Origin of the sequence: Mesorhizobium sp. WSM1497 (assembly GCF_001672455.2) — a bacterium.
GTDB lineage: Bacteria > Pseudomonadota > Alphaproteobacteria > Rhizobiales > Rhizobiaceae > Mesorhizobium > Mesorhizobium ciceri.
The window spans coordinates 378,379-402,242 of sequence record NZ_CP021070.1; the positions used below are offsets into that span (position 1 = coordinate 378,379).

23 protein-coding genes are annotated in these 23,864 nt (G+C 63.5%); 11 read left to right on the forward strand and 12 right to left on the reverse strand.

Features of this window, described 5'->3' with window-relative positions; genetic code table 11:
- Positions 1 to 9: 9 nt before the first annotated feature.
- Positions 10 to 783, forward strand: a complete 774-nt coding sequence (locus A9K65_RS01735; protein ID WP_063169836.1) for a gamma-glutamyl-gamma-aminobutyrate hydrolase family protein — start codon at positions 10 to 12, stop codon at positions 781 to 783.
- Here the strand turns inward: A9K65_RS01735 and A9K65_RS01740 are convergent, their stop codons facing one another.
- The 5 genes from A9K65_RS01740 to A9K65_RS01760 form a co-directional block, all read right to left on the reverse strand.
- The gene (locus tag A9K65_RS01740) at positions 784 to 1,188 is read right to left on the reverse strand and encodes a hypothetical protein (RefSeq protein ID WP_064993032.1); all 405 of its coding nucleotides are present in this window, start codon (positions 1,186 to 1,188) and stop codon (positions 784 to 786) included.
- Between the two features lie 82 nt (positions 1,189 to 1,270).
- Positions 1,271 to 2,254 carry a 2-hydroxyacid dehydrogenase gene (locus A9K65_RS01745; protein WP_064992903.1) on the reverse strand — a complete coding sequence of 328 codons (984 nt, stop codon included), beginning with the start codon at positions 2,252 to 2,254 and terminating at the stop codon, positions 1,271 to 1,273.
- The gene (locus A9K65_RS01750; RefSeq protein ID WP_081714208.1) at positions 2,251 to 3,273 is read right to left on the reverse strand and encodes a LacI family DNA-binding transcriptional regulator; all 1,023 of its coding nucleotides are present in this window, start codon (positions 3,271 to 3,273) and stop codon (positions 2,251 to 2,253) included. Before A9K65_RS01750 ends, A9K65_RS01745 begins: the two co-directional genes overlap by 4 nt.
- Before the next feature lie 77 nt (positions 3,274 to 3,350).
- Positions 3,351 to 4,235, reverse strand: a complete 885-nt coding sequence (locus tag A9K65_RS01755; protein ID WP_032809875.1) for a DMT family transporter — start codon at positions 4,233 to 4,235, stop codon at positions 3,351 to 3,353.
- A gap of 197 nt (positions 4,236 to 4,432) precedes the next feature.
- A complete protein-coding gene (locus tag A9K65_RS01760; protein WP_064992902.1) occupies positions 4,433 to 4,840 on the reverse strand; it encodes a DUF2000 family protein in 408 nt (135 codons plus the stop codon).
- Between the two features lie 49 nt (positions 4,841 to 4,889).
- On the opposite strand from A9K65_RS01760, the gene A9K65_RS01765 reads away from it, so the two are divergent.
- On the forward strand, positions 4,890 to 5,759 hold the full coding sequence (locus A9K65_RS01765) for an AraC family transcriptional regulator (RefSeq protein WP_027164197.1): 870 nt from the start codon (positions 4,890 to 4,892) through the stop codon (positions 5,757 to 5,759).
- A gap of 24 nt (positions 5,760 to 5,783) precedes the next feature.
- On the opposite strand, the gene A9K65_RS01770 is transcribed toward A9K65_RS01765, so the two are convergent.
- Both A9K65_RS01770 and A9K65_RS01775 read right to left on the reverse strand, forming a co-directional pair.
- Positions 5,784 to 6,254 carry a MarR family winged helix-turn-helix transcriptional regulator gene (locus A9K65_RS01770; protein WP_013528223.1) on the reverse strand — a complete coding sequence of 157 codons (471 nt, stop codon included), beginning with the start codon at positions 6,252 to 6,254 and terminating at the stop codon, positions 5,784 to 5,786.
- A 221-nt stretch (positions 6,255 to 6,475) separates the two neighbouring features.
- Positions 6,476 to 7,222, reverse strand: a complete 747-nt coding sequence (locus tag A9K65_RS01775; RefSeq protein ID WP_064992901.1) for an intradiol ring-cleavage dioxygenase — start codon at positions 7,220 to 7,222, stop codon at positions 6,476 to 6,478.
- Between the two features lie 199 nt (positions 7,223 to 7,421).
- On the opposite strand from A9K65_RS01775, the gene A9K65_RS01780 reads away from it, so the two are divergent.
- Both A9K65_RS01780 and A9K65_RS01785 read left to right on the forward strand, forming a co-directional pair.
- Positions 7,422 to 8,468 (forward strand): GTP-binding protein, encoded by a 1,047-nt coding sequence (locus A9K65_RS01780; protein WP_064992900.1) that lies wholly within the window; start codon positions 7,422 to 7,424, stop codon positions 8,466 to 8,468.
- 253 nt (positions 8,469 to 8,721) lie between these two features.
- Positions 8,722 to 9,696 carry a WD40 repeat domain-containing protein gene (locus tag A9K65_RS01785; RefSeq protein ID WP_027163812.1) on the forward strand — a complete coding sequence of 325 codons (975 nt, stop codon included), beginning with the start codon at positions 8,722 to 8,724 and terminating at the stop codon, positions 9,694 to 9,696.
- A 6-nt stretch (positions 9,697 to 9,702) separates the two neighbouring features.
- On the opposite strand, the gene A9K65_RS01790 is transcribed toward A9K65_RS01785, so the two are convergent.
- Positions 9,703 to 10,155, reverse strand: a complete 453-nt coding sequence (locus A9K65_RS01790) for a hypothetical protein (RefSeq protein ID WP_024501924.1) — start codon at positions 10,153 to 10,155, stop codon at positions 9,703 to 9,705.
- A gap of 155 nt (positions 10,156 to 10,310) precedes the next feature.
- Here A9K65_RS01790 and A9K65_RS01795 point away from each other — a divergent pair, with 155 nt between their 5' ends.
- From A9K65_RS01795 to A9K65_RS01810, 4 genes are all read left to right on the forward strand, one after another.
- Entirely contained in the window at positions 10,311 to 11,690 is a 1,380-nt protein-coding gene (locus A9K65_RS01795; protein WP_064992899.1) for an aspartate aminotransferase family protein, read from the forward strand.
- A gap of 11 nt (positions 11,691 to 11,701) precedes the next feature.
- Positions 11,702 to 13,108, forward strand: coding sequence for a glutamine synthetase family protein (locus A9K65_RS01800; RefSeq protein ID WP_084015591.1), 1,407 nt, complete (start codon positions 11,702 to 11,704; stop codon positions 13,106 to 13,108).
- Between the two features lie 80 nt (positions 13,109 to 13,188).
- A complete protein-coding gene (locus A9K65_RS01805) occupies positions 13,189 to 14,424 on the forward strand; it encodes a putative DNA modification/repair radical SAM protein (RefSeq protein WP_064992898.1) in 1,236 nt (411 codons plus the stop codon).
- A 2-nt stretch (positions 14,425 to 14,426) separates the two neighbouring features.
- Positions 14,427 to 15,884, forward strand: coding sequence for a UdgX family uracil-DNA binding protein (locus A9K65_RS01810; protein WP_064992897.1), 1,458 nt, complete (start codon positions 14,427 to 14,429; stop codon positions 15,882 to 15,884).
- 52 nt (positions 15,885 to 15,936) lie between these two features.
- Here A9K65_RS01810 and A9K65_RS01815 read toward each other — a convergent pair whose 3' ends face one another.
- The 4 genes from A9K65_RS01815 to A9K65_RS01830 all read right to left on the reverse strand — a co-directional run bounded on the left by A9K65_RS01815 (position 15,937) and on the right by A9K65_RS01830 (position 20,431).
- The gene (locus A9K65_RS01815; RefSeq protein WP_064992896.1) at positions 15,937 to 17,202 is read right to left on the reverse strand and encodes a glycerate kinase; all 1,266 of its coding nucleotides are present in this window, start codon (positions 17,200 to 17,202) and stop codon (positions 15,937 to 15,939) included.
- Positions 17,199 to 17,702 (reverse strand): heme-degrading domain-containing protein, encoded by a 504-nt coding sequence (locus A9K65_RS01820; protein ID WP_064992895.1) that lies wholly within the window; start codon positions 17,700 to 17,702, stop codon positions 17,199 to 17,201. Before A9K65_RS01820 ends, A9K65_RS01815 begins: the two co-directional genes overlap by 4 nt.
- Before the next feature lie 193 nt (positions 17,703 to 17,895).
- Entirely contained in the window at positions 17,896 to 19,212 is a 1,317-nt protein-coding gene (guaD, locus tag A9K65_RS01825; RefSeq protein WP_064992894.1) for a guanine deaminase, read from the reverse strand.
- A 1-nt stretch (position 19,213) separates the two neighbouring features.
- Positions 19,214 to 20,431 (reverse strand): urate hydroxylase PuuD, encoded by a 1,218-nt coding sequence (locus A9K65_RS01830; protein WP_064992893.1) that lies wholly within the window; start codon positions 20,429 to 20,431, stop codon positions 19,214 to 19,216.
- Between the two features lie 131 nt (positions 20,432 to 20,562).
- On the opposite strand from A9K65_RS01830, the gene A9K65_RS01835 reads away from it, so the two are divergent.
- From A9K65_RS01835 to A9K65_RS01845, 3 genes are all read left to right on the forward strand, one after another.
- Positions 20,563 to 21,483, forward strand: a complete 921-nt coding sequence (locus tag A9K65_RS01835; protein WP_013528236.1) for a LysR family transcriptional regulator — start codon at positions 20,563 to 20,565, stop codon at positions 21,481 to 21,483.
- 123 nt (positions 21,484 to 21,606) lie between these two features.
- Positions 21,607 to 22,614 (forward strand): LLM class flavin-dependent oxidoreductase, encoded by a 1,008-nt coding sequence (locus tag A9K65_RS01840; protein WP_084015541.1) that lies wholly within the window; start codon positions 21,607 to 21,609, stop codon positions 22,612 to 22,614.
- Complete coding sequence (locus A9K65_RS01845) at positions 22,611 to 23,861, forward strand: LLM class flavin-dependent oxidoreductase (RefSeq protein ID WP_064992892.1); 1,251 nt, start codon at positions 22,611 to 22,613, stop codon at positions 23,859 to 23,861. Before A9K65_RS01840 ends, A9K65_RS01845 begins: the two co-directional genes overlap by 4 nt.
- The last annotated feature ends 3 nt before the right edge of the window (positions 23,862 to 23,864 follow it).

Genomic DNA, 23,864 nt, shown 5'->3' on the forward strand with positions numbered 1-23,864 from the left:
AGAGCCAAAATGCATCAGCCGCTCGTCGCCATATCGACCGACGTCCGCCAGTTCGACAACTACACCTGGCACGCCGCCCCACAACAATATCTGGAAGCGGCGATCACCGGCGCCGGCGTGTTCCCGGTGCTGGTGCCATCGTTCGGCGACCGGCTCGATTTCGACGAACTCCTGTCGTCGGTCGACGGCGTCATGGTCACCGGCTCGAAATCCAATGTGCATCCCTCGCTTTATGGCGGCGACGCCAGTGAAGCCAATGGCCCCTATGATCCGGCGCGCGACGCCACGACGCTGCCGCTGATCCGCCGGGCGATCGAACGCGGCGTGCCGCTGCTCGCCATCTGCCGCGGCATCCAGGAACTGAACGTGGCGTTGGGCGGCACGCTCGGCACCGAGATCCAGGAGCGCGAGGGTTCGCTCGATCACCGCGCGCCGGTGAGCGAGAAGCAGGACGAACGCTTCGCCATCCACCAGACCATTTCGATCAAACCTGACAGTTGCCTGGCCGGTGTGTTCGGTGCCGGCGACATCAAGGTCAATTCGTTGCACCGCCAGGCGATCGACCGGCTCGGCTCGAAGCTGCAGGTCGAGGCCGTCGCCACCGACGGCACGGTCGAGGCGGTTTCGGTGCGGGACGCCCGCGCCTTCGCCGTCGGCGTGCAATGGCACCCGGAATACTGGGTCAAGTCGGACAGCAATTCGGTGAAAATATTCCGTGCCTTCGGCGATGCGGTTCGGCTGCACGCCGCAGCGAAGGCGGGCGCGCGGGCCGCAGCGGAATAATCACTCGCCGGATTTTTTATCACGGGTGGCCGCCAGCGACAGCAGCGGCAGCGCCGGGGCATAGGATTCGTAGCCGTCGCCATCGGCAGCCGCGAAGGTGACGATTTGATCGGTGCCATTGGCGCTGAAGGCAACGGTGCCATCGTTTTGCTCGCGCCAGAACTTCGCCTGTTCTATGCCCGGCAAGAGCCGACGGCATTTGGGAGCAACGGTGAGCAACGACAAACCGTCCGAAATTTCGGCCCCGCGGCTGACTGCACAGACCGCCTCATCGCCATTGGCGACCAGCCTGTAGCTGTTGGACGGGGCGGCCTCGTTGGCTACGCTTTCCCGGCTGCCGCCATGAAACAGCTGAATGCCACCAAACAGCGCTGCGGCAGCGATCAATGCGGAAAGTGCTTTCATCATTCTTCATCCACATACACGGACAGGTTGAACAATGATTCCAAAGGGTTAAGCTGACGTTAATAAATGTGGCAGCCACCGATCAGTTTCTAGCCTTCACATGCGCCGTCTCAGGCACCGGCGTCAGCGGCCGGCGCTCGGTGAACCAGGACACCAGATTGTCGACGCACAGATCCGCCATGGCGCGGCGTGTATGGTCCGAGGCCGAGCCGACATGCGGCAGCAGCGAGGCGTTGGGCGCGTCGAGCAGCGCCTTGGGCACGTTCGGTTCGTCGGCAAAGACGTCGAGGCCGGCAGCGGCGATGGTGCCGTTGGCAAGGGCTGCCGCAAGCGCTGCCTCATCGACCGTGCTGCCACGGCCGATGTTGACGAAGACGCCGTTGGCGCCAAGCGCCGACAGTATCTCGGCATTGACCGCCTTCTCCGTCGAGGCGCCCCCCGGCGCGACCGAAATCAGCGTATCCACGGCTTCGGCAAGCCCTTTCAGGGTCGCATGATAGTGGTAGGAAAGACCTTCGACACGGCGCCGGTTGTGGTAGGCGACCGGCAAGCCAAAGGCTTCCAGACGCCGGGCAATGGCCTGCCCGATGCGGCCCATGCCGAAAATACCCACACTGCGCCCGCGCAAGGTCAGCCGGCTCAGCGGATAGTTGCCCTTGCGCACCCAGCTGCCGTCGCGCAGCCAGGTCTCGGCGCGCGGCAGGTCGCGGATGGTGTTGATCAACAGCCCGATCGTGGTGTCGGCGACCTCCTCGGTCAACACGTCGGGCGTGTTGGTGACCATGATGTTTTTCGCCGCCGCATGACCGACATCGACCGAATCATAGCCGACGCCGAAGGAAGCGATGAGTTCGAGGTTGGGCAATGCATCCATCATCGCCGCGTTGATGCCGGCGAACGAAGCGATGCCGCGCGCATCACTGCGCATCTCGTCGGTGACGAGCGCCGGATCGGCGCGTTCAATTCTGACACGCCTGAACGTGCGGTTGATGCGGTCAACCGCGTGGTCGTTGAAATCGCCCGGCACCAGGATGGCGACGGTCTGCAACTGTTCGGCCTTGGTCATGCACGCTCCACCGGCTTGCCGGTCGACTGACGCACATGCAGTTCCGGCTTGATCAATTCCTGCGAGGGTCGCACCGTCTGCCCGTTGAGCTTGTCGAGCAGCGCGCTGGCGGCGCGGCGGCCAACCTCGCGCTGGCCGTTCCAGACTGTGGTCAGCGCCGGCGTCGCGATCGCCGCCTCTTCGAGGTCGTCATAGCCGGTGACCGAGATGTCGACGCCCGGCACCAGGCCGGCGCGGGCAATGCCGTTCATCAGGCCGATGGCGACGAGGTCGTTCCAGCAGCAGGCTGCCGTCGGCCTGTCCTTCAGCGCCAGGAACTGTCCGGCGGCCTCGAAGCCGGCCTGCTTGGTGCGCGGCCCGGCGATGCGCCAGGACGGCCTGACTTCCAGCCCGGCCGCCTCCATCGCGTTGATATAGCCTTGGTAGCGGTCACGGCCGGTCGAGGTCTGGTCGGTGCCGCCGATCATGGCGATGCGCTTGTGGCCGAGCGAGATCAGGTGGTTGGTGGCGAGGCCTGTTCCATAAGAGTCGTCGCCGCGAAAGACCGGCACGTCGGCACCCTCGACGGTGCGCGCGATCAGCACAGCCGGCAGGCCGTTCTCCTCGGCCATCACGATGTCGGAAGCCGGCGTGCCGATCGCCGGCGACATGATGACGCCGTCGGCGCCGAGCTGCAAAAGCGTATCGATGAAAGTGCGCTGCTTTTCGAGCTGATCATAGTGGTTGGACAGGATGAAGGTTTGCCGGCTGCGGTCGAGCTCGCTTTCGATCGAGCGCAGGATCTCGGCGAAGAACGGGTTCATGATGTCGTGCACGACGACGCCGACAATGCCGGAACGCGAGGTGCGCAGGCTGGCGGCGCGTCGGTTGTAGATATAGCCGATGGCGCGGGCATGTTCCTTGATGCGGTCACGGGTGGTCCCGGCAACAAGAGGGCTGTCGCGCAGCGCCAGCGAGACCGTGGCCGTGGACACGCCGAGCGCATCCGCGATCGTCGAAAGCTTGATTTTTTGTGCCAGCGACGTGTGCTCCCCGGATCTGACTTTCCAGACCTAAACTGTTTAAAGGCGGCGTTATGCCACCGATCGGGGGCAAATCAAAGTTTTTTTGCCAACGCCTCGGCCTCGACGTCCGAGGCCGCGCGGCTCCGCAGCCGAAGCCTATGCTCGCGATGGACGATGTAGAGGCCGCTGGCGACGATGATGGCGGCGCCGACCAGCGTCCAGCGGTCGGGAAACTGCTTGAAGACGATCCATCCGGAAATGATCATCCACACCATCTGCGAATAGGGATAGGGCGCCAAAGCCGTGGTCGTCGCCAGCCGGTAGGCCTGGACGAGCAGCCAGTGACCGACGCCGCCGAACACGCCGAGCATCAGCAGCACGAACCAGTGCCAGCCGTCATGCGGCAGGGAAAACGAAAACGGCAGCAGGGGCAACAGCAGCAGCGCCGGCGCCAGCGCCGAAAACAGGATGAGGCTCTCCGATGTCTCGGTCGCCGACATGCGGCGCGTCATGATGACGTAGAAGCAGTTCGACAGCATCGAGCCGAGCGCGAAGAGATGTCCGATGCCGAACACGCCGACGCCCGGTCGGGTGATGATGAGGACGCCGGCAAAGGCCGCCAGGATGGCCAGCCAGCGCCGCCAGCCCGCCCACTCGCCAAGCAGCGGACCGGCCAGCGCCGTGATCACCATCGGCCCAAAGAAATAGATCGAGGTTGTCTCGGCCAGTTGCAGGGATTTGAGCGCCAGGACATTGAATATGGTCGATCCGAACAGGAAAGCCCCGCGCAGGATATGCGCAGGCAGGTTGACCGGGCGAAACCGCATGGGTTGGCGCCAGCCGCGCAACAGGGTGCCGACCAGGATGACATGCACGGCAAAGCGCACCCAGGCAACGACCAGCACGGAAACGCCGGCGAGGACGAGGTATTTGCTTGATGTGTCGAGGAAGGTGAAGCAGACGTAAGTGGAAAGCATGCACAGGATCGCCACCGGGGGCGTCGCGCTTTCTACATGTCTTTGGGGAGCACTCACTTGCAGGCCGGGTGGGAGCTGGGCTGGACCCACCTTTGCGGGAATTGCCGGCTCCCGGCAAGCCAATTGTCGGCTGTCGCCACGCCAAAGCCGGCTGGCACAACAAGTGTCGGCGGCAGGCTTAGTCGATGCCTCTGAAGCTACGGGTGCATACGGGCGCCCTTTGTGATCTTGTCGACCAGCTTCTTGTCGGCGCGAAGCGCGATCCCGACCGCCTTGGCGTCTTCAGGCGCAAATTCGGCGAAGACGGCCCGGTTGGCCGCGTCAAAGCCGGTCGAAAACATCTCCTCGACATAGAGCGAGGTGGTCACGCCGCGCTCCAATGTGCGCCGGTGGATCGTGCCCAGCGTGGCCTGGTCGGCGGACAAAACGATGACCGGCTGGATCGACAGCGGGTTGTAGAGATTGCCGGCGCGGTCGCGATAGGGTTCGCCGATGATGTCGCGAAACTGGGCGACAATGCCGCTGGTCAGGAAGGCGGTGACGTTGAGTTTCTGCCAGACCGGCAGATCTTCCCTGAGCACGATTGCAAATTTCGTATCGAACATGAGACATTGGCCATTCGGTTTGTGCCCCAATGCGAGGCTTACGGAGACGATGTCGCACGATCTAGACAGCCAGGCCTTCGAGGGTCTTGGACGTTTGTGCATCGATGCGGCGGAAAACCGTATTATCTCCGCCCCCGATCCCGCAGGCATGGAGCGGATCGAGGCACGCTTCCATGGCAGCGCGTTCGACCTGCATCGCCACGACACCTATGCGATCGGGGTAACGCTGCACGGTGTGCAGACGTTTCGCTATCTTGGTGCTGCGCGTCACAGCCTTCCAGGCCAGATCATCGTGCTACACCCCGACGAACTGCATGACGGCGGCGCCGGCACCGAGGACGGCCTGCGCTACCGAATGCTCTATTTGGAGCCGTCGCTGATGCTCGACTGCCTCGGCGGCGCTTCGCTGCCTTTTGTGAGGGATGGCGTGGTGACGGACGCGGCCTTTTGCGCAACGCTGCTTTCGGCTCTGGGGCCGCTGGAGCAGGAACTCGACGACCTGTTCGTCGACGACTTCCTGGTCCAACTGATGCAAAGCCTGACCCGGCACGGCGGCCAGCCGGCAAAGCCGATGACACGGACGGCGTGGCGGGCGGCTGCACTGGCGCGCGACTATCTCACGGAAAACCTGACCCGGCCGGTGCGCTCCGGCGAACTGGAAGCGATAACCGGGCTCGACCGCTATGCCTTGTCACGGCATTTCCGCGCGGCGTTCTCGACCAGTCCGCATCGCTTCCTGGTGATGCGCCGGCTTCAGCGTGCGCGGCGGATGATCGCCGCCGGCGAACCGTTGGCGCAGATCGCGGTCGAAGCCGGCTTCAGCGACCAGAGCCATTTCATCAGGCAGTTCAAGAAGGCGTTCGGCATGACACCGGGACGCTGGTCATCGCTGATCCAGGGCTCTGCCGCGGCGGCTTGATCGCCTGCCGCGACAATCCGCCGGTCAGTCGTCCGACTCGGCGTCGTCGTCGATGAGCACCAGTTCCTCGTTCGAGAGGTTGGCCTCGATGCGGGCAAGCAGTTTGAACAGCGACTTCTGGTCCTTCTTGTCGAGGCCCTTCAGCGCCTGCTTTTCGGTCTTCTTCACCGATTTCTCGATGGCGTGGATGATGTCGCGGCCTGTATCGGTGAGGAAGATATGGGCCTGGCGGGCATCGGCTTCAGAAGCGCGCTTCTCCAGGAAACCCTGGGCCTGCAGCCGGTTGATGGTCTTGGTGATCGTCGGCGGGCGCACGCCGAGACGTCCGGCAAGATTGCCCGGCGTCTGGCCGTCCTCACGGTCGAGCGCCAGCATGATCTGGTCCTGGCCGGCATAGAACCCGTGCGCCAGAAGCCGGGCAGCCAGCGCCGTCCTTGCCAGCCTTGCCGCGGAATGCAGCCGGCTCATTGTCGCAGTCTTGTCCGCCTTGGCCATGGTCTTCCCTCTTCGGCCGTACCGGTGCGGGCAGCATAGAGGCAGCCGGCCGGTTGGCAATCGACGATCAAAAAGATTCCGGTGCTTCAAACAGCTTTGCCGGCAAGCATTGTGGTGTCCGCCGTGGCTAATGCCAGATGTTTATTTCAGTTAGATGACAAACGAATTCCCAGCCGGAGTTTTCGTCGCGAGCAGGGTGGTGGTAGTGGAGTGACCGCCGCTCAGCCGGACTTCACCGCCACGATCATCAGCGCCTGATAGGCATCCTCCAACTCGCGCAGCGCAGCCTGCGATTGCGATCCGGCCCGCCTGGCGATGCCGTCATCGGCATTTGAAGTGTCGCGCTTGCCGGGCCGGTCATTGTAGGGCGCGACAGAGGTGAAGATCTGCTCGCTGAGGCTGTCGGGGAAAAACAACTGGCCGGTCATCACCGACCTGTCGTCAGGGAAGACCTTGAAATGGATGTGGGTGGTGCGGCCGCGATACCAGCCGGGATAGATCGTGGCGAAGGAGACGATGCCGCTTGCATCGGTTTTCTGCCAACCACGCAGGAAGGTCTGGCCCGACGTGTCGACGTCGCGGCCGTCACCCTGTCTGGAATAGCCGGAATAGGCGCCCTGCGCGTCGCAATGCCAGATATCGACGCGGGCGCCGGCAAGTGGGCGGCAGTCCACGTCGACAACCTGCAGCCGGACGTCAAGGGCAATACCTTTCTTGCCGTCGGTGACATCGGCACGTTCGAGTTTCGGGTCGAAATAGAACGGTCCCTCGGTCACTTCAGGCGTAATGGTGCAGACACCGGCGCCGTTTTCGAACAAGGCCAGTCCGGCATAGGGTGAAGCCTGGGCAGCCGAAGATTGAGCGGCCATTGCCGAGGCCGGCAGGAAGGCACCACCTCCGGCGGTGACCGCGATCAACCCGAGCGCCTGGCGCCGGCTCAATGAGAAGGAGGATGGCTTGCCGGACATATCTTGCCTCTCAAATTGACCTTCCGCATCCCGAGCTAGGCAATCACAGCGGCTTTCGCCAGTCAAAATCCGGTATTGTAGCAAGCCGGTTTGGCCCATCGGTTTGCCCCGTGCAAAAGCCCGGCACACATCCTATATGGAACCGACAATCCCTTTTGAGGGCCGGATCTTTCGCGGCCCAGCACTTTCGAGGCAAGCCATGAGCGATGCACAGACGCAAATCCCCGTAACCGTTCTCACCGGCTATCTCGGCGCCGGCAAGACCACGCTGCTCAACCGCATCCTGTCGGAAAACCACGGCAAGCGCTACGCCGTCATCGTCAACGAGTTCGGTGAAATCGGCATCGACAACGATCTGATCGTGGAATCCGACGAGGAAATCTACGAGATGAACAATGGCTGCATCTGCTGCACGGTGCGCGGCGACCTGATCCGTGTCGTCGAGGGCCTGATGCGCCGCCCCGGCCGCTTCGACGCCATCGTCGTCGAGACCACCGGGCTCGCCGATCCGGTGCCGGTGGCGCAGACCTTCTTCATGGACGACGATGTGCGCTCCAAGACCAGGCTTGACGCGGTGGTGGCGCTGGTCGACGCCAAGCACCTGCCGTTGCGGCTCAAGGATTCCAGGGAAGCCGAGGACCAGATCGCCTTCGCCGACGTCGTCGTGCTCAACAAGACCGACCTCGTCACGTCAGAAGAACTCGCCAAGGTCGAGGCAACGATCCGCGCCATCAACCCGGCGGCAAAGATCCATCGTACCACCCGCGCCGGCGTCGACCTGACCGAAGTACTCGACCGCGGCGCTTTCGATCTGTCCCGGGCACTGGAAAACGATCCGCACTTCCTCGAGGCGCATGACGATCACGATCATCATGACCATGACCACGACCACCACCACCATGATCATGACGGGCACCACCATCATGCGCATGCTTCCGACATTCATGACGTGACGGTGCAATCGGTGTCGCTGCGCGGCGGCGAGATGGACCCGAAGAAATTCTTCCCCTGGATCGAGAAGATCACCCAGATGGAAGGCCCCAACATCCTGCGGCTGAAAGGCATCATCGCGCTCAAGGGCGACGACGAGCGCTATGTCATCCAGGGCGTGCACATGATCATCGAAGGCGACCACCAGCGCGCCTGGAAAGTCGGCGAAAAGCACGAGAGCCGGCTGGTGTTCATCGGCAGGGAACTCGACGCCGAGCGGCTGAAGAAGAGTTTTGACGCCTGCCAGGCGGCTTGATTTCCAAGCCTTATAACGCTAGCGCTGCCCCTTCTGTCCTTCTCCCCTTGTGGGAGAAGGTGGCCGTGCGAAGCTCGGTCGGATGAGGGGTGCTCCAGCTGAGCACCGACGGCGATCCGTCCAACACCCCTCAACCGTCTCGGCGCTGCGCGCCGATCCACCTTCTCCCACAAGGGGAGAAGGTTGGCGCCACACCTGGCCGCGCTGGCGACTTCCCGGGGATGGCAACAAACTTCATTGGAATGGTTCCCTGATGCCCACAGTCGCCCCCCTAGACCTCGAAGGCCATTGCATCGCCGCCGTCTTTCTCGGCGACGTGCCGCATTTCGCGATGGCCGACGGCGCCATCCATCGGCTCGACCATGGCCACAAGACGGTTCAGGCCAATGACGGGCTGCTCGCCGCCTTCCATGATGCGGCCAATGACCGGCTGATCACCGGCGGCGAGGACGGCAAGGTGTTTGCCGTGAAAACGGGCGGCGAGGCCACGGAATTGGCAAGCGCGGCCAGGAAGTGGATCACCAGCGTTGCCGCCGGGCCGCAAGGCGCCATCGCCTATGCCTCAGGCAAGACTGCCTTCGTGCGCTTCGCCGACGGCAAGACCAGGGAATTCGTCCATCCGCGTTCGGTGGAGGGGCTGGCCTTCTCGCCCAAGGGCATGCGCTTCGGCGTCGCCCGCTACAATGGCGCGACGCTGCATTTCCCGGCCGCCGAGGGCAAGCCGGTGGAACTCGAATGGGCCGGCGCCCATACCGGTATCACCTTCTCGCCGGATGGCGCCTTCCTCGTCACCACCATGCAAGAAAACGCATTGCACGGGTGGAAGCTCGCCGACGGCAAGCACATGCGCATGACCGGCTATCCCGGCAAGGTCAAAAGCCTGTCGTGGAGCGTGAAGGGCAAGTGGCTGGCGAGTTCCGGCGCGCCGGCGGCGATCGTCTGGCCGTTTTCCGGCAAGGACGGGCCGATGGGCAAGGCACCGCTGGAACTCGGCACGCGCGGCAACGCCATGGTGACGGCTGTCGCCTGTCACCCGAGCCAGGATGTCGTCGCCGTCGGCTATGATGACGGCATGGTGATGGCGGTGCGTTTTGCCGACGCCAAGGAAGTGCTGTTGCGGCGACCGGGCAAGGGCGCCATCACCTCGATGATGTGGGACAAGGAAGAACGCCGCGTCGCCTTTGGCAGCGCGGCAGGCGACTGCGGCGTCATCGACATCACGGCCTGACCCCGCTCACTCCGCTCCGCACGACACTTTGCCGCTGATTTCAACCGGTTTGCCGTCCTGGTCCGTATCCGCCGCGGCGTCGTAGATGGAGAGCGTATAGCTCCCGTCGTAGACGCCTTCGTCGCTGGTCCTGGTCAGGATCGTCAGTTCGACCGAGTTGATCTTTTGCGCGGCCTCGTGCTCACGATAGATGTTCAGCCGCAATTCCTTGCCGTCGAGCCAGTACTGCGTCAGGTTGGAATCCTCAAACACGGTCTTGCGCAGGCTGTCGCTGGCAGGCCGGCTCAGAATTTCGAGGTTGCCGCGAAAATTGAAGGTCGGCCCGCCCATGCCTCTGGTGACGCCGGCCTCGACCTCGAATGTCGCCGCCGCGTCGTCGGTGGAGCACCAGATGCCGCCCGAGGCGAAGGCCGCGCTCGCCGACGACAGGTGCATCGCCACACAGATGACCGTCCTCATTACCCCTCCCCCCTCAATTCCCGCTCATATTGGCGCCGACTTCGGCAGCACGGTCAAGCGCCGCCGCCAAAGGCTGAGCCAACGCAGGACAGATGCGCGGCCAATTGCGGATGCAGACACGGATTGGCTAAGAGGAATCGACCAGAGGGGTTTTCATGCACAGCGATATGTCCAAGACGTCCATCGGCGGCATCGGCCGCGACCGCATTGCCGATCTGCGCGAGACCGAGGGGGCAGCCTTCCGCAAGGCGCGGCCGCAATCTCAGGTAAAGGTCGGCAACGGCCTGCCCGGCTTCTTCGGCGGCGTGCCGATGCACTGGATGAACGACTGGCCGACGCCGTTTCCGATCCTGGTCGACAGCGCCAAGGGCGCCACAATCACCGACATTGACGGAAACAAGCTCGATGATTTCTGCCTTGGCGACACCGGCTCGATGTTCGGCCATTCGCCGCCGCCGGTGGCGCGCGCCATCCGCCGCCAGGCCGGACGCGGCCTGACTTATATGCTGCCCTCGGAAGACGCGCTGGCCATCGGGCCGCTGCTGCAGCAGCGCTTCGGCCTGCCGTTCTGGCAGATCGCGACGACGGCGACCGATGCCAACCGCTTTGCGCTGCGCGTCGCCCGAGCCGTCACCGGCCGGGAGAAGATCCTTGTCTTCAACGGCTGCTACCATGGCTCGGTCGACGAGACGATGGTGCGGCTGATCGACGGCAAGCCCGTCAACCGGCCGGGATTGGCGGGGGAATTCCGCGACCTGACCCGTACGGCCAAAGTCATCGAGTTCAACGATATCTCTGCACTCGAAGCCGCGCTTGGGGATAAGGACGTCGCCTGCGTCATCGCCGAACCGGTGCTGACCAACTCCTGCATGGTGCTTGCCGATCCGGGCTACCATGACGCCCTGCGCAAACTGACACGCCAAGCCGGCACACTGCTTCTGATCGACGAGACGCACACGATCTCGACCGGCCCCGGCGGCTACACGAGGAAATATGGTCTCGACCCGGACTTCTTCGTCCTGGGCAAGCCGATCGCCGGCGGCGTGCCGGCCAGTGTCTGGGGCATGAGCGACGACGTCGCCTCGCGCTACGCGGACTACAACAGGACCAAGGAGCCGGGCTATTCCGGCATGGGCACGACGCTCTCGGCCAACCCGCTGCAGTTCGCAGCGATGCGCGCCGCGCTTGAAGAGGTAATGACGCCGGAAAATTATGACCGCATGGATCACCTAGCGCGGCGGCTCGATGCCGGGTTGACCGGCGTGATCGATCGCTATCGCCTGCCCTGGCATGTTTCCCGTGTCGGCGCCCGCGTCGAGTTCATCTGCGCGCCCGGTCCGCTGCGCAATGGCGCCGAGGCGGAAGTGGCGCATGCGCCGGAACTGGAGGCCGCCATCCATGTCGCGCTGGTCAATCGCGGCGTGCTGATCGCACCCTTCCACAACATGATGCTGATCTCGCCGGCGACCACTGCGACCCAGGTCAACCGGCTGATCACCGCCTTCGGCGCGGTTGCGGCAAAGCTTGCGGCATGAGACAAGCGGCGATGGACCATCCCAATGCCATGATGACCTCACCTTCGGGCTCGACATCCGCCGAGGCGCAAGCCTTTCTCGACGCCCATCCCGAGATCGAAGCCTTCGATATCGTGCTGACCGACGCCAATGGCGTCGGCCGCGGCAAGATCGTGCGCCGGCATGAGCTGAAGAGCATCTTCGAGGGCGGCCGCCATATGCCGATCTCGATCCTGGGCCTCGACATCACCGGCGAGGATGTGCACGAGACCGGGTTGATCTGGACGACCGGCGACGGCGATCTCAGGGCATGGCCGATCCCCGGTACGCTGGTGCCGCTCTACGGCACGAGCCCGCCGCGTGGCCAGCTGCTGATGGCGATGTACATGCTCGACGGCCGGCCGATGTCGTCGGATCCGCGGCTGGCGTTGGCTCGGCAAGTCGACATCCTGGCGGCCAAGGGCCTCTATCCGGCCGGCGCCTTCGAACTTGAATTCTTCCTGCTGGCCAATGAGCGCGATGCCGACGGCAAGGTGCAGCCGGCGCGCGCCGTGCTCGACGGCCGCGTCTCGGGCAAGACGGAAGTCTATTCCGTCGACCATCTGCACGGCATGGAGCCGCTGTTCTCCGACATCTATGCCGCAGCCAAGGCGCAAGGCATTCCGGCCGAGACGGTCATTTCCGAATATGCGCCCGGCCAGTACGAATTGACGCTGAACTACCGCAAGGATGTGATGCGGGCGGCCGACGACCTGGTCATGCTGAAGCGGCTGGTGCGGGCGCAGGCGCGCCGCCACGGCGTCACCGCCTGCTTCATGGCCAAGCCGATCGAGAAATACGCCGGCTCGGGCATGCATTTCCATGTTTCGCTGCAGGACAGAGCCGGACGAAACGTCTTTGCCGAAGCCGGCGGCGAGAGCTGGTCACTGCCGCTGCTGCAAGGGCTCGGCGGCCTGATCCAGACCATGGCGGAATCGATGCTGGTGTTTGCGCCGCACGCCAATTCCTGGCGGCGCTTCGTCTCGCAATCCTATGCGCCGGTGGCGCCGACATGGGGCGTCAACAACCGATCGGTGGCGCTGCGTGTGCCGGCCGGCGACGCCAAGAACCGGCGCATCGAGCACCGGCCGTCGGGCGTCGACGCCAACCCCTATCTGATCGCCGCAACCGTGCTCGCCGGCATCATCAAGGGCATGGATGAAGGGCTCGATCCGGGGCCCGAAACGACCGGCAACGGCTATGAGGCAGCGGTCACGCGCACAACCATGCCTGTCGACTGGCGCGCCGCGATCGAATCGGCCCGGGCGTCCAGCTTCCTGAAGAACGCGCTCGGCGAGGACCTGCACCGGACCTTCGTGGCGATCAAACAGTCCGAATACCTGCGCGTGGCACGCACGGTCAGCGAACTGGATTACCACCTCTATCTGCACGAAGTCTGAGGGCCGGGCGGGCGATCACTTTTTCGCCGTTTCCATCAAATGAGGTGGCATAAGGGCGGATAAGAACATATCATGAACGGATGAGCGCACTCACCGTCCGTGAAAAACTGGCTGTCCTCTCCGATGCCGCCAAATACGATGCGTCCTGCGCCTCATCGGGTGCGGCGAAAAAGGACTCGCTGGAATCAGGCGGCATCGGCTCCACCGAGGGCATGGGCATCTGCCATTCCTACGCGCCGGACGGCCGCTGCATTTCGCTGCTGAAAATCCTGCTGACCAATTTCTGCATCTATGATTGCAGCTACTGCATCAACCGTTCGTCGTCCAACGTGCGGCGAGCCCGCTTTGGCATCGACGAGGTGGTGAAGCTGACCATGGATTTCTACCGGCGCAACTACATAGAAGGCCTGTTCCTGTCCTCGGGTGTCGTTCGCTCGCCGGACGAGACCATGGGGGAGATGGTCGAGGTGGCGCGCCGGCTGCGCCTGGAGGAGAAATTCTCCGGTTACATCCATTTGAAGACCATCCCGGAAAGCTCGGCCGAACTGGTCGAGCAGGCCGGTCTCTATGCCGACCGGCTGTCGATCAATGTCGAACTGCCGACCGACGAGGGTGTGAAGCGGCTGGCGCCCGAGAAGAAGCCGGAGACAATCCGGCTTTCCATGGCCAGGCTGCGCCAGAAGATGGAGGAGAAGGCCGAGCCGACTTTGAAGACCAAAAAGCGCGAACGCTTTGCGCCGGGCGGCCAGTCGACGCAGATGATCATCGGCGCCGACAAGACATCCGACGACGGCATATTGCACACGAGCGCCCGGCTCTATGGCAGCTACCATCTGCGGCGGGTCTATTACTCGGCCTTCAGTCCGATTCCGGATTCGTCGTCGTCGCTGCCCCTGCAGAAGCCGCCTCTGATGCGTGAGCACCGGCTTTATCAGGCCGACTGGCTGATGCGGTTTTACGGCTTTTCGCAACCGGAAATCCTCGCCGGCAGCAGCGACGGCATGCTCGATCTCGCCATCGACCCGAAGCTGGGCTGGGCACTGCGCAACCGGGGGCAGTTTCCCGTCGACATCAATCGCGCCGACCGCGAAGCGCTGCTGCGGGTGCCGGGCCTCGGCACCAAGGTGGTGGCGAAGATTTTGGAGACGCGTCGGCACCGGCGCATGCGGCTCGAGGACGTCGGACGGATCTGCCAGTCGATCGCCAAGCTCAGGCCGTTCATCATCGCCGAAGGCTGGTCACCTGGCGCGCTGACCGACAAGGCCGGCCTGCGCGAAAAGATTGCCTCCTCCTGCGAACAGTTGTCGTTGTTCTGATCATGCGGCCGGCGGAACTCGATCTCGCCAGATACAGAGTTCGGCTCGACAGCGAGACGGATTTTGCGGGCTGGCGTGACGCGGCACGGCGGCTGGCCTTGAATGAGGTCAGGCCCGAGGACGTCGACTGGCATGTCGCGCCAGGCTCTGATCAGGCACAATTGCCTGAAGTGCCTGCGGGCGCGCAACTCGTCGTGCCGCGCGACTTCCTCGGGCATGCCGAAACGGCGTTCTGCCATTCCGATCCCGGCCGGTTTGCCTTTCTCTACCGAATGCTGTGGCGATTGCGCGACGAGGCTAAACTGCTGGAAATCGCGTCGGATTCCGACACCAGGCGGCTCGAGGCCATGGAGAAGGCGGTGCGGCGCGACAGCCACAAGATGCACGCCTTCGTACGTTTCCGGAAAATCGGCGACGGTGCCGATGAGCGCTATGTCGCCTGGTTCGAGCCGGATCATTTCATCGTCGAGCGCAACGCCGATTTCTTCGTCAGACGTTTCACCGGCATGCGCTGGACGATCCTGACCCCTTATGCCTCTGCCGACTGGGATGGCGAAAGGCTGGCGATCGGGCCGGGCGCGGCCAAGGGCGATGCGCCTGATCAGGACGATACCGAGGCGCTCTGGCGCACCTATTTCGAGAACATCTTCAACCCGGCGCGATTGAAGGTGAAAGCCATGCAGAAGGAGATGCCGAAGAAATATTGGCGGAACCTTCCCGAGGCCTCGCTCATTCCAGACATGATCGCAGGAGCGGACAAGGCCGCCAAGGACATGATTGCGAAGATGCCGACAACACCCGCGCCGCACCACGCAAAGGTGCAGGCACGGCATTGGCCGAAGCAGCCCGTCGAAGCACCGGAAGATGATGCAAGCACGATTCCGGAATTGCGCGAGGCAGCGAAAGGCTGCCGCCGCTGCCCGCTGTGGCGCGACGCGACGCAGACCGTCTTCGGTGAAGGCCCTGACAATGCCAAGGTGATCTTCGTCGGCGAACAGCCGGGGGATCAGGAGGACCTCGCCGGCAAACCTTTCGTGGGTCCGGCCGGCAAGGTGTTCGATGCGATCCTGGACGATGCCGGTGTCGACCGGCAAAAGGTCTATGTCACCAACGCGGTCAAGCACTTCAAGTTCGAGCCGCGCGGCAAGCGCCGCATCCACTCCAAACCGAATTCCGGTGAGATTCAGGCCTGCCGCTGGTGGATCGACCAAGAATTCGAGCTGATCAAGCCGAACCTCGCCGTGGCACTCGGCGCGACAGCGGCGATGTCGCTGCTCGGCAAGGCGATTCCGGTGACAAAGATGCGCGGACAAGTGATCGAGCGCGAGGACGGATTGCGCGTGTTCATCACCATCCATCCCTCCTTCATCCTGCGCATCCGCGAACCCGCGGACAAGGAGGCTGAACGCGAACGGTTCCTGCAGGATATGAAGCTGGTGAAGCGGCTGATGGCCGCCTGATTGGTCTGTTTTGCGCGATTCCGGACGGAAAACCTTCCTGGAATTGCTGCGGCTACCTGATCAGAATTGCCCTGAGATCGTTGACATTCGTACCGGTCGGGCCGGGTACGAAGAGATCGTCAACCGCGTTGAAGGCCGTCCAGGCATTGTTGCCGGCAAGCATAGCCTTGGCGTCCACCCCGGCAGCGCGCATGCGCGACACGGTCGAAGCATCGGCAAAGGCACCGGCATTGTCTTCCGAACCGTCGATGCCGTCAGTATCGGCGGCCAGCGCATTGATACCGTCGACGCCATTGATGCCGATGGCGAAGGCGAGCAGGAATTCCGAATTGCGGCCGCCCTTGCCTTTTGCGCGCAGCGTCACGGTTGTCTCGCCGCCCGACAGGATCAGCACCGGCTTCGAGAAAGGCCTGTTGCGGGTCGCCACTTCACGCGCGATCGCGGCGTGGACACCGCCAACCTCGCGCGCTTCGCCTTCGATGGCATCGGAGAGGATAACCGCCTCGACGCCTTGCCGTTTCGCTTCCGCAGCGGCGGCTTCCAGCGATACCCCGGCCGAAGCGATCAGATGCACCTCGTTGCGCAAAAAGCGCTCGTCATCCGGGCTTGGCGCATCGGCGGCCGACGAATTGATATGCGCCATCACCGAGGCCGGCAGTTTCATGCCATAGGCCGATATCGAGGCCAGCGCGTCGGCGCGGCTGCCTGTATCCGGTACGGTTGGGCCGGAGGCGACCATTGCCGGATTATCGCCGGGAATATCGGAGACGATCAGCGACACCACCCTGGCCGGCCATGCGGCCGCCGCCAGCCTGCCGCCCTTGATGGTGGAAAGGTGCTTGCGGATAGTGTTCATCGCCGCGATCGGCGCACCCGAGGCGAGCAGCGCCTCATTGACGGCGATCTCGTCGGCCAGCGTCAAGCTGCCGGCCGGCGACGGCAATAGCGCCGAGCCGCCGCCGGAAATCAGCGCCACCACCAGATCGTCCGCCGTCAGCCCTTGCACCTTCGCCAGCAGCCGGCGCGAGGCTTCAAGGCCGGCAGCGTCCGGCACCGGGTGCGCCGCCTCGATGATCTCGATGCGCTCGCAGGTCGCGCCATAGCCATAGCGGGTGACGACCAGCCCTTCGATGGGGGCGTCCCACACTTTCTCGAAGGCTGCCGCCATCTGCGCCGAGCCTTTGCCCGCGCCGATGACGATGGTACGGCCCTTGGGCTTGGCCGGCAGATGATCCCTGATGGTTCGTTCCGGATCGGCGGCGGCGACGGCGGCGTTGAAGATGGAGACGAGGAACGATTTGGGGTCGAGCACGGTCATTCGGCTTCCCGAGGCAATGCCAAGCCGCGCTTGTCGACGCCCAAATGATCGCACAGCGCATCGACGACGACGCCGTGATCCTCGCGCTCCGGCAGTCCGGAAACGGCGATGACGCCAATGACGCCGGTGCCCTTGGCGGTCACCGGAAAGCCACCGCCGGCCAGCACGTAGTCGGCAATATCCAGCCCTTCACCAATCTTGAAGGTGCGGTCGGGGCGCTGCTGTTCCAACACCATGCGATAGGTGCTTCTCAGGAACCGTTTGACCACATTGATCTTGCGCCGCGCCCAGTCGGGATTGGAAGCGTTCGAGCCCGGCAGCGCGGCGTAGAACAGCGGCCGGTCCCACAGCCTGATGTCGACTATGATGGGTAGATCTTCGGCGATTGCACGATCGCGAATGGCGGAGCCGATTTTGAAAGCGACGGCCTCGTCGAAGGTCGCGAAGACAAGGGTCTCTTCCTGTCTCTTGATCAGAGCGATGTCGTCAGCAACGGCCATTTTCTTTCTCCGAAATCGTCACACGTCGTGTGTACGACAAGCTCCGCTCGGTCAAGCTTCCGTGGCGTGGCCACCTTCTCCCGAGGGGAGAAGAGACGAGCACGGGCCTCGGCTTCCTCCTCTCCCCTCGGGGAGAGGCCGGATTGCCCCGAATTGCCTTCGCAATTCGGTTGGCAATCCGGGTGAGGGGGTCTTACCCCGCGCTCATGTCAGCCTTGGCTGGCCGCCCCGCCACATAAACTTCGCGGACGGAGCGGTCGTCGCCCAGCGTCTGCAGGAGAAAGAGTTCCTGCGCCAGCGTCTCGACCGTCTCCATCCTGAGTCGCATTCCCGGCGTTGCCCTGGCGTCCAGCACGACGATGTCGGCGTCGGTGCCCGCGTCCAGCGTGCCTATCTTTTCCACCACCGACAGCGCCTCGGCATTGCCGCGCGTCGTCTGCCAGAAGGACTGGAACGGGTTGAGCTTTTCGCCATTCAGCGCGATCACCTTGTAGCCTTCGTCCATGGTGCGCAGCATGGAGTAGTTGGTGCCGCCGCCGACATCGGTGGCGGCGGCGATGCGGATCGGCTTGTCGCGTCGGCGAAAGCGCTGATAATCGAAGAGGCCGGAGCCGAGGAAAAGGTTCGAGGTCGGGCAGAACACCGCCACCGAGCCCGAGTCCGAAAGCGCGTCCGCTTCGCGCTCCGTCAAATGGATGCAGTGGCCGAACAGGCTCTTTTTGCCTAACAGCCCGTAATGCTCGTAGACGTCGGTGTAGTCGCGCGCCCACGGGTAGAGTTCCTGCGTGAAAGCGATCTCGGCGTGGTTTTCCGACAGATGCGTCTGCATGTGCAGGCCGGGATGTTCGCGGCACAACACGCCCGCCATCTCCATCTGCTCCGGCGACGAGGTGATGGCGAAGCGCGGCGTGATGGCGTAGTGCTGGCGGCCCTTGCCGTGCCACTCCTTGATCAGCGCCTTTGTGTCGTCATAGCCGGATTGCGGGGTGTCGAGCACGCCGTCGGGCGCATTGCGATCCATCATCACCTTGCCGGCGATGTTGAGCATGTTGCGGTCATGCGATTCTGCGAAGAAGGCTTCGGCCGAGGCCTTGTGCACCGAGCAGTAGGCGGCGACCGTCGTGGTGCCGTGGCGCACCATTTCGTCGAGGAACAGCCGCGCGATGCGGCGGCCGTGCTGGGCGTTGGCGAACTTCGTTTCTTCCGGAAAAGTGTAGGTGTTCAGCCAGTCGAGCAGTTCGGCGCCGTAGGAGGCGATGATCTGCATCTGCGGAAAATGCGCATGGGCATCTATGAAGCCGGGCAGCAGCAGATGCGGCCGGTGGTCGATCCTTTTCACCGTCTCGTCGGCTTGCTTTTCAACATCGGCATAAGTACCCGCGGCGACGATCCTGCCGTCACGGATCAGCAGTCCGCCATCCTCCTCGTAGCGCCAGGCGGAATGGTCTTCGAGAGTTTGCGGCCAGCGCACAAAGGACAGCGTGCGGCCGCGCAGAAGTGTCGAATTCATGCTATTTCCCTGCGCCTTCGAACCAGGCCATCAGCAGCGCCCGTTCCTTGTCGGTGATCTGAGAGACGTTGGCGGGCGGCATGGCGTGGCTGCGGCCGGCCTGCAGATAGATTTCGCGGGCGTGGTTGGCGATGTCGGCATCGGTGTCGAGCATCACGCCCTTGGGCGCATGATAGATGCCCTCATACACCGGCTCCGCCGCGTGGCACATCGAACAGCGGCCGAGCACGGTGTCGCGCACTGCCGGGAAATGCGCTGAAGCGACATAGATTTGCGCCGACGCGGATTCCTTGGGTTCGCCGGTCAGCACCTTCGGCGCGGTCGACAGCCAAATGATGACGATGAACAGGACGAGTGCCGCCATCCAGGTCCAGGTCGGATTGCCCTTGCGCGCATGGACCGAGTTGAAATAGTGCCGGATCAGCACGCCGATGATGAACACCAGCGAGGCGATGACCCAGTTGAACTCAGTGCCGAACGCCAGCGGATAGTGGTTCGACAGCATCAGGAACAGCACCGGCAGCGTCAGGTAATTGTTATGGAGAGAGCGCTGCTTGGCGATCTTGCCGTATTTCGGGTCGGGCTTGCGGCCGGCGATGAGGTCGGCGACGACGATCTTCTGGTTGGGGATGATGACCATGAAGACATTGGCCGACATGATCGTGGCGGTGATGGCGCCCAGATGCAGGAAGGCGGCACGGCCGGTGAACAGGTGGGTCAGTCCCCAGGCGATGAACACCAGCACGCAATAGAGCACCAGCATCAGGCCGGTGTCGCTTTTGCCCAGCGGCGAGCGGCACAGCAGATCGTAGACCACCCAGCCGACGCCGATCGTTGCCAGAGACAGCAGGATGCCGACCGGCACCGACATCGGCAGCACGTTCGGATCGATCAGGAACAGATCGGCCCCGGCATAATAGACGACGCACAGCATGGCGAAGCCGGAAAGCCAGGTGGCGTAGGATTCCCATTTGAACCAGGTCAAGTGTTCCGGCATTTCGGCCGGCGCCACCAGATATTTCTGGATGTGATAAAAGCCGCCGCCATGCACCTGCCATTCCTCGCCGAAGGCGCCGACGGGCATGCCGGGACGCTGGCGCAGGCCGAGATCGAGCGCGACGAAATAGAACGACGAGCCGATCCAGGCGATGCCGGTGACGACATGCAGCCAGCGCACGGCAAAACTCAGCCAATCCCAGAAAATCGCGAAATCCATCATTGAAATCGTCCCTGCCGATTGGGTGACTTTACGGGCTGGAGCGCAAACGGAAAGAGGCGAGGCGCACGAGGACTTTCAAAAAAAAATGGAAAATACTAGGTTGATCCTGCAAACCGGCGAAGGTGCTCCGCATGGCCTATCTCGACAACATCGCCGTCTTCGTTCGCGTCGTTGAACTCGGCAATCTGTCGGCGGCCGGGCGCGACATGCGCATTTCGCCGGCGGTCGCTTCCAACCGCATCAAGGAACTGGAGAAGCACCTTGGCGTGCGGCTGTTCAACCGCACCACACGGCAATTGATGCCGACCGAGCATGGCACGGTTTTTTACGGGGGCGCCAAGCAGGTGCTGGAGGCAATCACCGAGGCGGAAGCGGCGGTCTCTGCCCTTTCCGGCCAGCCGCGCGGCACCATCCGCGTCACGGCACCGCTCGGCCTCGGCCGCCGGCTGGTCGCTTCGGGCATCCCCGATTTCCACGACAAATACCCTGATATCGAGGTGCGGCTCAGGCTCTCGGACCACAATGTCGACATCATGAAGGAAGGCATCGACGTCGCCTTCCGGCTCGGCATCATCGAGGATTCCAGCCTCAGGATGCGCGGCATCATGGAATGCGAGCGCGTGCTGGTGGCGGCGCCGAAATATCTCGAAGCGCGCGGCGAACCGTTGGAGCCGCAGGAGCTGATCGGCAAGAAGCACGACTGCCTGATGCTGCGTTATTCCGGCGCGCGCGAATATGTGTGGACGCTGCAGACCCCCACCGGCCCGCAGAAATTCGAGGTACACGGGCCCTACGACACCGACGATGGCGACGTGCTCACCGGCTGGGCGCTTTCAGGCCGCGGCATCATCAACAAGCCGCGCTTCGAGGTCGAGCCATTCATCCGCGACCGGCGGCTGAAGGTGATCCTGCCCAGCACGCCACCGACACCGGTGCAGTTCGCCGCCGTCTATCCGCACAAGAAGCTGCAGGACCCAAAAGTGCGGCTGCTGCTCGACTTCATGGCCGAGCGCTGCCAGCGGCTGATCAACGATCTTCTTGCTGGCAAATAAAGGCTGGCCGGCAAATAGGGACTGGCCGGTAGGTGAGCGGCGGTTTGGCCCAGCGCCGGCGGTTGCCATCCCAGGATGGGGCGAACATAGTTCGGGTGGCATTTCATCTCATAGGAACCCTCGATGGACAACGGCGCCACAATGCATCTTGCCGTTTCGCTCGCCGATCCATCCCTCGAGACTGGGTTGGAATTCAGCCGCCTGGCTGGTTTCGTGCAAAAGGCTGAAGCAGCCGGGCTGGACATGGTGCTGCTTGCCGATGCCGTGCCAGCGTCCGAAAGCGAAGCCGCGAACAAACGGATGCCCTTCGAAGCGACGACCTTGCTGGCCGCTCTGGCGACCGTCACAAGCAGGATCGGCCTGGTTGCCGCTGCCTCGACAATTGCCCACCAACCCTACAATCTGGCACGCCGTTTCGCTTCGCTCGACGTTATCAGCCACGGCCGCAGTGGCTGGAACGCAACCATGACGCAAGCGCCACGGGAAGCAGCCAATTTCAGCCGGCCCGAAGGATTTTCGCCTAACGATTTCCGCCGTCGCAGTGAGGAATATATCGGCATCGTGCAAGGTCTGTGGCAGGGCTGGGATGCGGACGCGCTTCTGTTCGACCAGCGCGGCGGCCGCTTCCACGACCTCGAAAAGATGCACCTGCTAGAGCACAAGGGCGAATTCTTTTCCGTGCGCGGACCGCTGAACGTCGCCCGGTCGCCGCAGGATACGCCAGTGCTCGTCTTGTCGGGCCTGCAGGAATCCGACTTCGATATTGCCACTCGCACCGCCGATGTCATCCTGCTGGACGGCGGACTGGTGGAGGGCGCGACCGAACGCTATGACGATATCAGGCGCCGTGTCACGGCGTGCGGACGCACTCCCGATGCTGTGAAAGTGCTGACGAACGTCGCGCTTATCGCCGATAGTAAGCCGGCTGCCGTCGCCGAGAGGCTGGAAAAGGAATTCCGGGCGAGAGGCTGCGACGGGTTCAACATCCTGATGCCGGCACAGCTTTCTGCGCTCGACGATTTCGTCGGCTTGGTTCTGCCGGAACTGCGGCGGCGTGGCCTGGTTCGAGAAAGCTATCGCGGAAAAACGTTGCGCTCGCATCTCGGGCTTGCCGGCGGAGGTGACCGATGACCGCTCGCCAGATGAAGCTCGGCGCCTTTCTGTGGGCGACAGGTCATCACATCGCCGCCTGGCGCCATCCCAAGGCACACGTCACCGCAGGCATCGACATTGACCATTATATCGCGTTGGCGCGCACGGCGGAGACGGCAAAATTCGACATGGTGTTCTGCGAGGACGCCGCCGGCCTGCGTGAAGCCAATATCGGCATTGCCAGCCAGACGTCGCGCTCGATCGGTTTCGAGCCGATCAGCCTGCTCTCGGCGCTCGCCGTCCAGACCAGCCGCATCGGCCTCGTCTCGACAGCGTCGACAAGCTACAGCGAGCCCTATGGGCTGGCACGAACCTTCCTATCGATCGACCATCTGAGCGGCGGCCGGGCCGGCTGGAATCTGGTCACCTCGGCCAGCCCCATCGAAGCAGCCAATTTCGGCGCGACGGGCCTCAAGCCCCATGCTGACCGCTACGAACGGGCGCGCGAGTTCGCCGAGGTGGTGACCGGCCTGTGGCACGGCAAGGCTTCCGGCCATAACGGCCAGAGCTTTTCGGTTCGCGATCCGCTCGACCTGCCGCGCGCGCCGCAGGGCGCGCCGGTGATGGTTCAGGCCGGCGCCTCGGATGTCGGCCGCGACCTTGCCGCCCGCACCGCCGATGTGGTGTTCACGGGGGCGCAGACCTTCGAGGAAGCCAAGGCCTTCTATGACGATCTCAAAGGACGTCTGGCGGCCTATGGGCGCGAGCCGGACGACATCAAGATCATGCCGGGCGTCGCACCGGTGGTGGCGGAGACCGAAGCGGAGGCCCGTGAAAAATACGAGGAATTGCAGGAGCTGATCCCCGACGATGTCGGCGTGGCGCTGCTGTCCAGCTATCTCAGCATCTCCGATCTGTGGCGCTATCCGATCGATGGGCCACTGCCGGAACTGCCGGAGAGCGAGGGGATGAAGAGCAGGCAAGCGCTGGTCATCGAGCAATCGCGCCGCGACGGCCTCTCCATCCGCCAGCTCGCCCGGCATTTTGCCGGCGCGCGGGGCCATTGGCGCATCGTCGGCACAGCGGCCCAAGTCGCCGACGAACTGCAGGCGCGGTTCGAGGGTGGCGCGGCCGACGGTTTCAACGTCATGCCCTCATATTTCCCCGGGGAACTCGATGCCTTTGCCACGCTCGTCGTGCCGGAGTTGCAGCGGCGCGGCCTGTTCCGGACGGAATACCAGGGCCGCACGCTGCGCGACCATCTGGGTTTGAAACGGCCGGTTTAGCTG